The organism is Streptomyces sp. YIM S03343 (assembly GCF_054729195.1).
The window spans coordinates 2,699,741-2,713,041 of sequence record NZ_JBPUKX010000001.1 but is presented as its reverse complement, the minus strand read 5'-3'; the positions used below and the strand labels follow the sequence as shown (position 1 = coordinate 2,713,041).

The 13,301-nt window shown below is 70.4% G+C and carries 13 protein-coding genes; 10 read left to right on the top strand and 3 right to left on the bottom strand.

Translation table 11 applies throughout. The features are described from left to right. Positions 1-6: 6 nt before the first annotated feature. From coaD to mutM, 6 genes are all read left to right on the top strand, one after another. On the top strand, positions 7-486 hold the full coding sequence (gene coaD, locus ACSYGN_RS11450) for a pantetheine-phosphate adenylyltransferase (protein WP_460394520.1): 480 nt from the start codon (positions 7-9) through the stop codon (positions 484-486). A 132-nt stretch (positions 487-618) separates the two neighbouring features. Next, entirely contained in the window at positions 619-1,716 is a 1,098-nt protein-coding gene (locus ACSYGN_RS11445) for an ATP synthase F0 subunit B (RefSeq protein WP_460394518.1), read from the top strand. A gap of 142 nt (positions 1,717-1,858) precedes the next feature. Further along, the gene (locus tag ACSYGN_RS11440; protein ID WP_460394516.1) at positions 1,859-2,503 is read left to right on the top strand and encodes a YceD family protein; all 645 of its coding nucleotides are present in this window, start codon (positions 1,859-1,861) and stop codon (positions 2,501-2,503) included. A 2-nt stretch (positions 2,504-2,505) separates the two neighbouring features. Then, the gene (gene rpmF, locus ACSYGN_RS11435; protein ID WP_007493396.1) at positions 2,506-2,679 is read left to right on the top strand and encodes a 50S ribosomal protein L32; all 174 of its coding nucleotides are present in this window, start codon (positions 2,506-2,508) and stop codon (positions 2,677-2,679) included. A gap of 7 nt (positions 2,680-2,686) precedes the next feature. Then, positions 2,687-3,511 (top strand): ribonuclease III, encoded by an 825-nt coding sequence (gene rnc / locus ACSYGN_RS11430; RefSeq protein WP_460394513.1) that lies wholly within the window; start codon positions 2,687-2,689, stop codon positions 3,509-3,511. Positions 3,512-3,629: 118 nt separating this feature from the next. Beyond that, entirely contained in the window at positions 3,630-4,490 is an 861-nt protein-coding gene (gene mutM, locus ACSYGN_RS11425) for a bifunctional DNA-formamidopyrimidine glycosylase/DNA-(apurinic or apyrimidinic site) lyase (RefSeq protein ID WP_460394511.1), read from the top strand. Here mutM and ACSYGN_RS11420 read toward each other — a convergent pair. Beyond that, the gene (locus tag ACSYGN_RS11420; RefSeq protein ID WP_460394509.1) at positions 4,463-4,864 is read right to left on the bottom strand and encodes a winged helix-turn-helix transcriptional regulator; all 402 of its coding nucleotides are present in this window, start codon (positions 4,862-4,864) and stop codon (positions 4,463-4,465) included. The two genes, mutM and ACSYGN_RS11420, sit on opposite strands and share 28 nt — an antisense overlap. 117 nt (positions 4,865-4,981) lie before the next feature. Between ACSYGN_RS11420 and ACSYGN_RS11415 the strand changes: the two genes are divergently transcribed. After that, entirely contained in the window at positions 4,982-5,593 is a 612-nt protein-coding gene (locus ACSYGN_RS11415) for a flavodoxin family protein (RefSeq protein WP_460394507.1), read from the top strand. A gap of 156 nt (positions 5,594-5,749) precedes the next feature. Here the strand turns inward: ACSYGN_RS11415 and ACSYGN_RS11410 are convergent, their stop codons facing one another. Continuing rightward, on the bottom strand, positions 5,750-6,931 hold the full coding sequence (locus ACSYGN_RS11410; protein ID WP_460394505.1) for a CAP domain-containing protein: 1,182 nt from the start codon (positions 6,929-6,931) through the stop codon (positions 5,750-5,752). Between the two features lie 174 nt (positions 6,932-7,105). On the opposite strand from ACSYGN_RS11410, the gene ACSYGN_RS11405 reads away from it, so the two are divergent. From ACSYGN_RS11405 to smc, 3 genes are all read left to right on the top strand, one after another. Next, positions 7,106-7,387 (top strand): acylphosphatase, encoded by a 282-nt coding sequence (locus tag ACSYGN_RS11405; RefSeq protein WP_460394503.1) that lies wholly within the window; start codon positions 7,106-7,108, stop codon positions 7,385-7,387. A 388-nt stretch (positions 7,388-7,775) separates the two neighbouring features. Then, positions 7,776-7,979 carry a hypothetical protein gene (locus tag ACSYGN_RS11400; RefSeq protein ID WP_460394501.1) on the top strand — a complete coding sequence of 68 codons (204 nt, stop codon included), beginning with the start codon at positions 7,776-7,778 and terminating at the stop codon, positions 7,977-7,979. 221 nt (positions 7,980-8,200) lie between these two features. Continuing rightward, a complete protein-coding gene (smc, locus tag ACSYGN_RS11395) occupies positions 8,201-11,782 on the top strand; it encodes a chromosome segregation protein SMC (RefSeq protein ID WP_460394499.1) in 3,582 nt (1,193 codons plus the stop codon). 330 nt (positions 11,783-12,112) lie between these two features. Here smc and ACSYGN_RS11390 read toward each other — a convergent pair whose 3' ends face one another. Continuing rightward, a complete protein-coding gene (locus ACSYGN_RS11390) occupies positions 12,113-13,084 on the bottom strand; it encodes an LLM class flavin-dependent oxidoreductase (protein WP_460394497.1) in 972 nt (323 codons plus the stop codon). Positions 13,085-13,301: the final 217 nt, after the last annotated feature.

The following is a 13,301-nucleotide window of genomic DNA, read 5'->3' as shown; positions in this document are numbered from 1 at the left end:
ACTCCAGTGCGCCGCGCCGTCTGCCCCGGGTCGTTCGACCCGATCACCAATGGACATCTCGACATCATCGCCCGGGCCTCCAAGCTGTACGACGAGGTCTATGTCGCAGTGATGATCAACAAAGCGAAGAAGGGCCTGTTCGAGATCGACGAACGGATCGACCTGATCCGCCAGGTCACCGCCGAGTACGGCAACGTACGCGTAGAGGCGTTCCACGGACTGCTCGTCGACTTCTGCAAGCAGCGCGAGATCCCCGCGATCGTCAAGGGACTGCGCGCCGTCAGCGACTTCGACTACGAACTCCAGATGGCCCAGATGAACATCGGCCTGTCGGGCATCGAGACCCTCTTCGTGCCGACCAACCCCACCTACAGCTTCCTGTCGTCCTCCCTGGTCAAGGAGGTCGCGACCTGGGGCGGCGACATCTCCCATCTGGTCCCGCCGGCGGTGAACGAGGCCCTCGCCGAGCGCCTGCGCCGGGACTGACCAGCGCCGCACGAACCGCACCGGACCTCCACGGAACCTGACAGTCCGTCACCCGGTGTCCCACGGTCGGCCCGGAGTCGTACAGTCGTCCCGTCCGTCTCCAACACATCGGCAGGAAGTGGCGAGCACACGGTGGACGTGCAGAAGAAGCTCGACGAGATCGTCACCGCGGTCTCCAGCGCCCGGTCCATGCCCATGTCGGCTTCGTGCGTGATCAACCGCGCCGAACTGCTCGCCCTGCTGGAGGAGGTGCGCGAGGCGCTGCCCGGCTCGCTCGCGCAGGCCCAGGAACTGATCGGCGACCGCGAGCACATGGTCGAGCAGGCCCGCCAGGAGGCCGAGCGGATCATCGGGCAGGCGCACGCCGAACGCGGCTCGATCGTCTCCGACACCGAGATCGCCCGCCGCTCCCAGACGGAGGCCGACCGCATCCTCGCCGAGGCCCGCCAGGAATCCGAGGAGGTCCGTGCGGAGGCCGACGACTACGTCGACTCCAAACTCGCCAACTTCGAGGTCGTCCTCACCAAGACCCTCGGCTCCGTCGGCCGCGGACGCGAGAAGCTCCTGGGCACCGGCCCCGGCCTCGACGAGGAGGGCTACGAGGACGAGGACGCCCCTGAGCGCAGCCACGACCCGGAGACCCTGCGCCGTACCGCCGACGAGTACGTCGACGTCAAGCTCGGCGCTTTCGAGGCGGTGCTCGCCAAGACCCTGGAGGCGGTCGGCCGCGGCCGGCAGAAGCTGCACGGCCGGATCGCCACCGACGACCTCGGCGCCCTCGCCGACGACACCACGACCTTCAAGCACTCCAGTGACGCCGACTACCTCGCCGACCTCGCCGCGCTCGCGGACCCCGAGCCCGCCCAGTCGCGGCCCGTGATCCCGCAGCAGCAGCCGCCCCAGCCGCCCGCCCAGCAGCCGCAGTACGACCAGCAGGTTGCGTACGGCTACCAGCAGCAGCCCGACGCCTACGCGGACTACTCCCAGCAGGGCTACGCCCAGCAGGACCCCTACGGCTACCAGCAGCAGCCCGACCCGTACGCCGCCTACCAGGGCTACGAGCCCCAGCAGACCGGCTACGACCCCACACAGGTCCAGCAGGGCTACGGCCAGCCCGCCCTGCCCGCCCCGCCCTCCGCGCACACCCTCGACGAGACCAGCCTCTTCGACACCAGCATGATCAGCGCGGAGCAGCTGCGCGCCTATGAGCAGGGCCGTGGCCAGGGCTGACCACGGTTGACCACCGGATTGGGCCCTCGGCGAAAGGTCCAGTATCCTGACTGTTCGGTCGCGTGTACGTCCGCGATCAGCGCTGCCCCGGAACACCGCCGGGCGGCGTCCCCTCCCAGAGCTCGGAAGATCGAAAACAGGAATGGCTTCTCACGCCCGCCTCGACCACCGCAACCCCCTCGTGTTCGACACGCACGAGCTGGGCCGGCGTCCTGGTGCGCTGCAGCGGCTGACCCGTACGGTCGACGCCCCCCGGGACCTCGGTCTCCAGGGAGTCGTCGGAGTGCCGGAAGGCGCCCCGTTGGAGCTCGCCCTCCGGCTCGAGTCCGTCATGGAAGGGGTGCTCGTCACGGGCACCGCCCGTGCACGGGCCGAGGGGGAGTGCGTAAGGTGTCTGGAGCCGCTCGGGCTGGATGCCGAAGCGGAATTCCAGGAACTGTTCGCGTACCCCGACGCCGACGACCGGGGCCGTGTGATCACGGAACCGGGCGATGACGCCGAGGACGACGAGGACAGGTACTTCCTCGAGGACGGACTCTTCGACCTCGAACCTCTGCTGCGCGATGCGGTGGTGCTCGCACTGCCGATGCAGCCGGTGTGCCAGGAAGACTGCCCGGGACTGTGCTCCGAGTGCGGAGCGCGGCTCGCGGACGACCCGGACCACCACCATGACGCCGTCGACATCCGTTGGGCGGCACTGCAGGGACTCGCCGGAACCATGTCGGACGGCGAGAAGGACGAGATGAGCGGCGCCGGAACTGGCGTCGACGAGAAGCAGGAGAAGTAGCCGTGGCTGTTCCGAAGCGGAAGATGTCGCGCAGCAACACGCGCCACCGCCGGTCGCAGTGGAAGGCTGCGGTCCCCACCCTGGTTGCGTGCGAGCGCTGCCACGAGCCCAAGCTGCAGCACATCGCGTGCCCGTCGTGCGGCACCTACAACAAGCGCCAGGTCCTCGAGGTCTGAGCGGCTGGTGAGAGGCACCGTGTCCACGGCGAAGAAGAACGCTTCCCGCCTCGGCGGAAGTGACCCATCGGACCATACGGCCTCGTCCCACACGCTTCTGGAAGGGCGGCTCGGCTACCAGCTCGAGTCCGCCCTTCTGGTGCGTGCGCTGACCCACCGTTCCTACGCGTACGAGAACGGCGGTCTGCCGACGAACGAGCGGCTGGAGTTCCTCGGGGACTCTGTGCTCGGCCTCGTCGTCACGGACACGCTGTACCGCATCCACCCCGACCTGCCCGAGGGCCAGCTGGCCAAGCTCCGGGCCGCGGTGGTCAACTCGCGCGCGCTCGCCGAGGTCAGCCGCGGGCTCGACCTGGGCGCCTTCATCCGGCTCGGCCGCGGTGAAGAGGGCACGGGCGGCAGGGACAAGGCATCCATCCTCGCCGACACCCTGGAAGCGGTGATCGGCGCGGTCTATCTCGACCAGGGCCTCGACTCGGCGTCCGAGCTGGTGCACCGGCTCTTCGACCCGCTGATCGAGAAGTCCTCCAACCTCGGAGCCGGCCTGGACTGGAAGACCAGCCTCCAGGAGCTCACCGCGACCGAGGGGCTCGGCGTCCCCGAGTACCTGGTCACGGAGACCGGCCCCGACCACGAGAAGACCTTCACTGCTGCCGCCCGCGTCGGAGGCGTCTCGTACGGCACCGGCACCGGCCGCAGCAAGAAGGAGGCGGAGCAGCAGGCCGCGGAGTCCGCCTGGCGGGCCATCCGGGCCGCCGCCGACGAACGCGCCGAGACGGCCGCCAAGGCCGCCGCCGACGGCGCGGACCCGTCGTCCCCCGCCTCCGCCTGACGGCACCAGGGCACGCCCTGGGCCCGACGGCACCGGCACCACCCGAGCGCCCGACCCCGTCCGGGGCGGGCGCTCGGTGCACCACCGACAGTCAGCACAACTGGTCACGGGGGTCCCGATGCCCGAGTTGCCCGAGGTCGAGGTCGTCCGGCGCGGGCTGGAGCGCTGGGTCGCCGACCGCACGGTCGCCGACGTAGAGGTGCTGCACCCGCGCGCCGTACGCCGTCACCTCGCCGGTGCCGACGACTTCGCGCACCGGCTCAAGGACCATCGCATGGGGGTGCCCAGCCGCCGCGGCAAATATCTGTGGCTGCCCCTCACCGACACCGGCCAGGCCGTCCTCGCCCACCTCGGCATGAGCGGCCAACTGCTGGTCCAGCCGCTCACCACGCCCGACGAGAAGCACCTGCGCGTCCGGATCCGGTTCGCCGACACACTCGGCACGGAACTCCGCTTCGTCGACCAGCGCACCTTCGGCGGGCTGTCGCTGCACGACACCACCCCCGACGGACTGCCCGACGCCATCGCGCACATCGCGCGGGACCCCCTCGACCCGCTGTTCGACGACGAGGCGTTCCACCAGGCGCTGCGCCGCCGCCGGTCCACCGTCAAACGCGCCCTGCTGGACCAGTCGCTGATCAGCGGCGTCGGCAACATCTACGCGGACGAGGCCCTGTGGCGCGCCCGGCTGCACTACGAGCGTCCGACCGCGAACTTCACCCGCCCCCTCACCACCCGCCTGCTCGGCCATGTGCGGGACGTGATGAACGCGGCGCTGGCCGTCGGCGGCACCAGCTTCGACAGCCTGTACGTCAACGTCAACGGCGAGTCCGGCTACTTCGACCGCTCGCTCGACGCCTACGGCCGTGAGGGTCTGCCCTGCCGGCGCTGCGGCACGCCGATGCGCCGCCGTCCGTGGATGAACCGGTCCAGCTACTTCTGCCCGAGGTGTCAGAGGGCGCCGCGCGTGTCGTCGTAGCTCCTGCGCGCCGCCAGCACGTCGCCCATCCGGCCCTCCACGAAGTGGATGAGGCTCAGCAGCCGCCCGGCCACCTCATGGCCGAGCGGCGTCAGTTCGTAGTCCACCCGGGGCGGGTTGGTGGGCTGGGCCTCGCGGTGCACCAGACCGTCGCGCTCCAGGGCGTGCAGAGTCTGGGAGAGCATCTTCTCGCTCACGCCGTCCACTCGGCGGCGCAGCTCGTTGAAACGGACCGGCCCCTCCGACAGGGCGCCGAGCGTGAGCGCGCCCCAACGGCCGGTGACATGTTCCAGCGTGCCGCGCGAGGGACACGACTTCGCGAACACGTTGTACGGGAGCTCCTGCCGCTCCTGCTCCTCCACGGTGCGGTTCATAGCCCAAGCGTACTCGAGCACAGCGCGAACCGACAGGTTGCACTAACCAGAAGTTAGTGCTTACCTTTTCTCATCGTTCGTGAGCTGCCCATCAGCTCCCATCAGAGGAGTTTCAGCATGACCAGCCCCGCCGCCGTTCCGGCCGGACCCGTTGTCTCCATCGCCTACCACTCCGGCTACGGCCACACCGCCGTCCTCGCCGAGGCCGTCCGCGCCGGTGCCGAGGAGGCCGGAGCCCAGGTGCACCTGATCAAGGTGGACGAGATCACCGACGAGCAGTGGGCCCTGCTCGACGCGTCCGACGCCATCGTGTTCGGCTCGCCCACCTACATGGGCACCGCATCCGGTGCCTTCCATGTCTTCGCCGAGGCGTCCTCGAAGCGCTGGTTCGGACAGGACTGGAAGGACAAGCTGGCGGCCGGATTCACCAACTCCGGTTCCAAGAGCGGCGACAAGCTGCACACCCTGCAGTTCTTCCAGATCCTCGCCGCACAGCACGGCATGCACTGGATCAACCTCGGCCTGCACCCCGGCTGGAACAACAGCGAGGGCTCCGAGCACGACCTCAACCGCCTCGGCGTCTTCGCCGGCGCGGCAGCCCAGACCAACGTCGACGAGGGCCCGGACGCCGTACACAAGGCAGACATCCAGACAGCGGAACACCTGGGCCGCAGGGTGACACAGACTGCCCGCACCTTCACACGCGGGCTGGTGTCGGCAGGCAGCTGACGGTGCCTATGAACGCCGGAGGGTGGACAAACTCAGGGGCGCGGGGCAGTGCCGATATGCGGCTCCGCCGCGATGGGGGTACCTCCCTGCTCGAACGAAGTTGAGAGCTTGGGGGAGCGACCAGCCCCCACGCACCCGCAGCCGAAACACAACCGGCTAATAGCCGAAGTCCTGCGTCCACCAGGGCCCACCGGACCCATAGTGCACACCGACCCCCAGGGTCTTGAAATCGCAGTTCAGAATATTGGCCCGATGCCCCGCACTGTTCATCCACGCATCCATGACCGCGGCAGCGTCGGCCTGCCCCCGGGCTATGTTCTCGCCCCCAAGGTTGCTGATCCCCAGCTTCGACGCCCGGTCCCACGGAGTGGCCCCGCTCGGATCGGTGTGGTCGAAGAAGTTCTGCTCGTCCATCGCGACACTGAACTTCTCGGCGAGCGTCGTCAGTGAGCTGTTCGCGGCGACCGCGCTGCACCCGACCTTGGCCCGCTGCTCGTTGACCAGCCTGAGCACTTCCGCCTCGGCGGCGGCCTCCGCGGAGACCGTCACCGGGGCGGTGGTCTTCTTCGCCGGAGAGGTCTTCTTCGCGGCGGGCGCCTTGGTCTTCTTCGGCTTCTTGCTCGGCGTGGCCGACGGCTTCTCGGTGGCCGTCTTGCTCGGCGAGGCCGAGGCAGAGGTCGACGCCGAGGCGGACGGGGACGCCGAGGGCGAGGTGGTACGGCCCGCGGTCCCGCTGCCTGCCGTCACGCTGCTGCCGGCGCCGGTGTCGGCGCTGCCCGAGGTGCCGCCCTGCTCGGTGGCCGAGTTGGTGGGCTGGTCGGCCGCCTGCACATTGTCGCCGGAGCTGCTGGTGCCGCCGCCTATGCGGAGGTTCTGGAGTCCGGGCACCGCGCCGGTGGCCACCGCGGCCGTGCCGATGGCAACGGCGGCGGACACACCGAGCAGCCCGGTGCGGACCGGGGTGCCGGCCTTCTTCTTGCGGCGCCGGTGCGCGCTGTTCCCGGGACCGTCGCCGGATGCAAACCCCGCCTCGGGGAGGAACATCGTGCCGGTGTTCCGGGCGTACTCGTCGTCGGTCGCGTAGAGGTATTCCTGGCTACGGTCGTGCGGTCCCCTCTGCGCCGGTATATACGGTCCGCTCTGCGTCTGTGGGTACGGTCCGCTCTGCGCCTGCAGATAGGGGGCCGTCCCCAGGGGCGGCGGGTCGCCCTCGTACGAGAAGTCGTATGCGAAGTCGTGCGGGTCGTGGCTGTCCGTGTACGAGCCGTGCGTCTCAGTGGCCCCCGTGGCGCGGCCCGTGGCGGCGCGGCCGGCGTCGGAGCGTCGGTGGCGTCCCATGTCCTGGCCTTCCTCGTCCTTGCGGTCAACCCCACATCATCCGATCGGCCCTGCGGAGTAAGCCGCATCACACGATCGAGTGAGTTTCATATGAGATTCATTGGGTGGGGACGGTACCGCATGACGGACGGGACGGATGTGTCCGAGGAGACTCCCGCCCGCTAAGTTGCAGGCATGAGCGAGCATGCAAGGCTGGTCGCCTGGGTACGCGGAAGCGTCCAAGGTGTGGGTTTCCGCTGGTTTACACGCGCCAAGGCGCTCGAACTCGGCGGACTGAGTGGCTTTGCTCTCAATTTGGCCGACGGGCGCGTACAGGTCGTGGCCGAGGGCCCCCGCGCACGGTGCGAGGACCTCCTCGATTGGCTCCGTGATGGCGACACGCCCGGGTTCGTGGACGGTGTCACAGAGATCTGGGACACACCTCGCGGCGGGTACGACGGCTTCGCCATCCGCTGAGCCGATTGCATACGACGGGTGCGGCGGACCGGAGATCACCGGAGGGACCTGCCACCGGCAACTGCCCAACCGGAAATGCCCTGGTGGTTGCCAAGAAAGGCGTCCCATGGCAGGCTGCGCACCCAAGAATGATCGTCACCCGAAGAGGGCCCCGCAGATCGCAGCGCCGCCGTTTCCCGGCCGCGCGACGCAGGGCTGCCCGCCGATACGGGGTGTGATCGTGTTGACCGTCAAACTTTTTGGTGAGACGCTGAAAGCCCCGCGCACCTTAACTGTTTGGCATGCAGGAACGGCAGAGAACCACTCGAGTGTGCCAGGCACTCCGGGTGCGAATCCCTCACGACCCACACCGATTCGGTCGGTCACTCAGTGTGGAGGACCATCCATCATGGCAAAGGCGCTTCTCGGTTACGTCGGCGGCTCCGACCCGCGACTCCTCGCCGAGATGCGACGGCTCCAGCAGCGCGTTCAGGACCTGGAATCCGAGCTTGTACGGATCCAGGCGGAGAACGACTCGCTGCAGGCTGCCGCTTCTCACGACGCGCTTCTGGAGAGCATCGACGCACGCCAGGCGGAGCCTGCGCTCACCTGATCGCTGCAGCGCCGCACGACGGCATACGCAGCGGTTGGGCCGCCCGTATCAACCGCTTCAGTTGTCAGAGTTGCAAGGGACGCTTCGGCGTCCCTTCTTTCTTTCCCCCGCACCCTTTCAGTGTCTTTAACGTTTGGTGTGCCCTGGACGTTCAAAGGTGAAACCGCGGGGTTGCGACGGTTCATGGAGTGAGATACGGGCGAAAGGTAGAGTCCGACGGCGTGCACCTCAAAGCCCTGACCCTCCGCGGCTTCAAGTCGTTCGCCTCGGCGACCACGCTCCGGTTCGAACCGGGGATCACCTGCGTCGTCGGCCCGAACGGCTCGGGAAAGTCCAATGTCGTGGACGCGCTGAGCTGGGTGATGGGGGAACAGGGCGCGAAATCCCTGCGCGGCGGCAAGATGGAAGACGTGATCTTCGCCGGCACCACCGGCCGCCCGCCGCTCGGCCGCGCCGAGGTGTCCCTGACCATCGACAACACCGACGGTGCCCTCCCCATCGAATACACCGAGGTCACCATCACGCGGATCATGTTCCGCAACGGCGGCAGCGAATATCAGATCAACGGCAACACCTGCAGACTCCTCGACATCCAGGAACTCCTCTCCGATTCCGGTATCGGCCGCGAGATGCATGTGATCGTCGGCCAGGGCCAGCTCGATTCCGTGCTGCACGCCGACCCCACCGGCAGACGCGCCTTCATCGAGGAGGCGGCCGGCGTCCTCAAACACCGCAAGCGCAAAGAGAAGGCGCTGCGGAAACTCGACGCCATGCAGGCCAACCTGGCGCGCGTGCAGGACCTCACCGACGAACTGCGCCGCCAGCTCAAGCCGCTCGGCCGCCAGGCCGCCGTGGCCCGCCGCGCCGCCGTGATCCAGGCCGACCTGCGCGACGCCCGCCTGCGGCTGCTCGCCGACGACCTCGTACGGCTGCGCGAGGCGCTCACCGCCGAGGTCGCCGACGAGGCCGCGCTCAAGGATCGCAAGGAGGCCGCCGAGCAGGAACTGCGCAAGGCCCTGCAGCGCGAGGCCCTGCTGGAGGACGAGGTGCGGCGGCTCGCCCCCCGCCTGCACGGCGCCCAGCAGACCTGGTACGAGCTTTCCCAGCTCGCCGAACGGGTGCGCGGCACCATCTCGCTGGCCGACGCCCGCGTGAAGAGCGCCACCTCGACGCTCCCCGACGAACGCCGCGGCCGCGAGCGCGAGGACCCCGAGGTCATGGAGCGCGAGGCCGCCCGCATCCGCGAGCAGGAGGCCGAGCTGGAGGCGGCCCTGGAGGCGGCCCAGCACGCCCTGGAGGACACCGTCACCCACCGCGCCGAGCTGGAGCGCGAGCTCGCCGTCGAGGAACGCCGTCTCAAGGACGCCGCCCGCGCCATCGCCGACCGCCGCGAAGGCCTCGCCCGGCTCAGCGGCCAGGTCAACGCCGCCCGCTCGCGCGCCGCGGCCGCCCAGTCCGAGATCGACCGCCTCGCCGCCGCCCGCGACGAGGCCCAGGAACGGGCCGTCGCCGCCCAGGAGGAGTACGAGACGCTCCAGGCCGAGGTCGACGGACTCGACGCCGACGACGCCGAACTCGCCGGACGCCACGACAGCGCCCGGGCCGCGCTGCGCGAGGCCGAGACCGGGCTGAGCGCCGCCCGCGAGGCCGCCACCGCCGCCGAACGCCGCCGCGCCGCCACCCAGGCCCGCCACGAGGCGCTCGCCCTGGGCCTGCGCCGCAAGGACGGCACGGGCGCCCTCCTCATGGCGCAGGATCGTCTCTCCGGGCTGCTCGGTCCGGCCGCCGAACTGCTCACTGTCACCCCGGGCCACGAGGTGGCGCTGGCCGCCGCCTTCGGCGCCGCCGCCGACGCGCTCGCCGTGACCACCCCCGCCTCCGCCGCCGAGGCCATCCGGCTGCTGCGCAAACAGGACGCGGGCCGCGCCGCCCTGCTGCTCGCCTCCGCCCCCGAGGACCCGGCCGCCGCAGGGCCGGCCGCCGTGCAGCCGGGCCCGGACGGACTGTCGTACGCCGCCGGTCTGGTGCGCGGTCCCGACGAGCTGATGCCGGCCGTACGGCGTCTGCTGCGCGGGATCGTCGTCGTCGGCACCCTCGAGGACGCCGAGGACCTCGTCTACGCGCACCCGGGGCTCACCGCCGTCACCGCCGAGGGCGATCTGCTGGGCGCGCACTTCGCGCACGGCGGCTCCGCGGGCGCGCCGAGCCTGCTGGAGGTCCAGGCCTCCGTGGCCGAGGCCGCCGCGGAGCTGGCCGAGCTCGCCGTACGGTGCGACGAGCTGACCGCCGCGCAGGACGCGGCGGGGGAGCGGCGCAGGGAGTGCGCCGCGCTGGTCGAGGAGCTGGGGGAGCGGCGGCGGGCCGCCGACCGGGAGAAGTCGGCCGTGGCCCAGCGGCTCGGACGGCTCGCGGGCCAGGCGCGCGGCGCCGCCGGTGAGGCGGAGCGGTCCACCGCGGCGGCGGCGCGTGCCCAGGAGGCGCTCGACAACGCCGTACTCGACGCCGAGGAACTGGCCGAACGGCTCGCCGTGGCCGAGGAGCTGCCGTTCGAGGAGGAGCCGGACACCTCCGTACGGGACCGGCTCGCGGCCGACGGCGCCAACGCGCGCCAGACCGAGATGGAGGCCCGCCTCCAGACCCGTACCCACGAGGAACGGGTCAGGGGACTGGCCGGACGGGCCGACTCCCTCGACCGGGCGGCCCGCGCGGAACGCGAGGCACGCGCGCGTGCCGAGCAGCGGCGGGCGCGGCTGCGGCACGAGGCGGCCGTGGCGGAGGCGGTCGCCTCCGGGGCCCGGCAACTGCTGGCGCACGTCGAGGTGTCGCTCGGCCGGGCCGAGCGGGAGCGGGCCGCCGCCGAGGCCGCCAAGGCGCGGCGCGAGCAGGAGCTGGCCGCCGCCCGCGGCGCCGGACGCGACCTCAAGGCCGAGCTGGACAAGCTCACCGACTCGGTGCACCGCGGCGAGGTGCTCGGTGCCGAGAAGCGGATGCGGATCGAGCAACTGGAGGCCAAGGCGCTGGAGGAACTGGGCGTGGAGCCCGCCGGGCTGGTCGAGGAGTACGGCCCCCACCAGCCGGTGCCGCCGTCCCCGCCCGCCGAGGGCGAGGAACTGCCCGAGGACCCCGAGCACCCCCGCAACCAGCCGAAACGGTTCGTACGGGCCGAGCAGGAGAAGCGGCTCAAGGCCGCCGAGCGCGCCTACCAGCAGCTCGGCAAGGTCAACCCGCTCGCCCTGGAGGAGTTCGCGGCGCTGGAGGAACGCCACAAGTTCCTCAGCGAGCAGCTGGAGGACCTGAAGAAGACCCGCGCCGACCTCCTCCAGGTGGTGAAGGAGGTCGACGAGCGCGTCGAGCAGGTCTTCACCGAGGCCTACCGGGACACGGCCCGGGAGTTCGAGGGCGTGTTCAGCCGGCTCTTCCCCGGAGGCGAGGGACGCCTCGTCCTGACCGATCCCGACAACATGCTCACCACCGGTGTGGACGTCGAGGCGCGTCCGCCGGGCAAGAAGGTCAAGCGGCTGTCGCTGCTGTCCGGCGGCGAGCGGTCGCTGACGGCGGTCGCGCTGCTGGTGTCGATCTTCAAGGCGCGGCCGAGCCCGTTCTACGTCATGGACGAGGTCGAGGCCGCCCTCGACGACACCAACCTCCAGCGGCTGATCCGCATCATGCAGGAGCTCCAGGAGAGCTCGCAGCTGATCGTGATCACCCACCAGAAACGCACGATGGAGGTCGCCGACGCGCTGTACGGCGTGTCCATGCAGGGCGACGGTGTGTCGAAGGTCATCTCGCAGCGGCTGCGCTAGCCGACCCCCGTCGGTGCCCGCTGTGACCTGCGCTTCCCGTCTTGTGTTCACTTGCTGAACAGTGCTCGGCGAGCTCCGCCCCGCTGTTCCGTTGTTACCGATATCGACTTTCGGCTTGACTTCGACACTTGAACGCATAATCTCTGAAACGTCACTCTTACCTTCAGGGCTTACCTGGAGGAGATGTGCTGACCGCCCCTTGGACCCGAGGAGACGGGCACAGTCCCCGCCGCCCCTCTCCTCGACCTCGTGACCGCCGCCCCGGCTCGACTGCACCCCGAGCCGGGGCGGCGGTCCGTGCATGTCCGTCAGTCCCGCGACCGTGTTCTGTCAGTCCTGCAACGCCGGGATCACCTGCTCGGCGAACAGCCGCAGACTGCGCCACCCCTCCTCGACGGGCATCCCGCCCGCGAGGGGGTGGAGCACATGGTTGTCCAGCCCCAGCGCCACGCACGCCTCCGGCGTGAGGATGCGGTAGACGCCCTCGGCGCGTAGCTCGTCGACGGTCGCCGCCCCCGACCGCACCGCCGAGCGGATGTCGCCCGACTGCCAGGAGGCGTAGGTCCGGGCCTCGTGCAGGAAATGCTCGCCGTACCGGTCCCACGCCCGGTCGGGGTCGTCCGCGATGTGGAGCAGCGGGGTCTCGGCCGCCGGCATCATCGTCCAGCCCTCCGTGCCGTACTCGACGAGCCGCTCCTTGTAGTACGACTCCAGCTCCGGCAGATGGGCGCTGGGGAAGAACGGCAGCCCGAGCCGGGCGGCGCGGCGGGCGGCGGCCTTGGAGGAGCCGCCGACGAGGAGGAGGGGATGCGGGTCGCTGAACGGCCGTGGGGTGACCCGTACGGTGCGTCCCCGGTACTCGAACGGCTCTCCCGTCCACGCCTTCAGCACCGTTTCCAGCAGCTCGTCCTGGAGTCGGCCGCGGCGCTTCCACTCCACGCCGAAGTGGGCGTACTCCTCGGGCCGGTACCCGATCCCTGCGACGGTCACCAGACGCCCTCCGCTGAGCAGATCGAGCACCGCGATGTCCTCCGCGAGCCTCAGCGGGTCGTGCAGCGGGCCGATCACCGCGGACACCGTGACCGCGACGTGCTGCGTCGCTCCGAACACCGCGCCCGCGAAGACGAAGGGGGAGGGCAGCCAGCCGTTCGCCACTCCGTGGTGCTCCTCGGTCTGCACGGTGGTGATCCCGTGCGCGTCGGCGTACCTCGCCATCTCCAGGGCGGCGTGGTAGCGGGCGCGGAGGGTTGCGTGGGTGGCGTGGGGGTCGACCAGATTGAACCGTACGACGGTGACGGGCATGGGGTTCCCCTTCGCGGGGGCGGGTGGGGTGGGGTGGGGACGATAGCTGACGGAGTGTCAGTTGGCCATGGGTTCGCGCGGGTCCATGCCGGGTGCGGGTGGCTGGTGGCTGGTCGCGCAGTTCCCCGCGCCCCTTGGGGGCCGGCGGTCGGTGGGCATCTGCGGGTGGGTGGGGCTCGTTCGCGCAGTTCCCCGCGCCCCTTCGCGATCGGTGGTG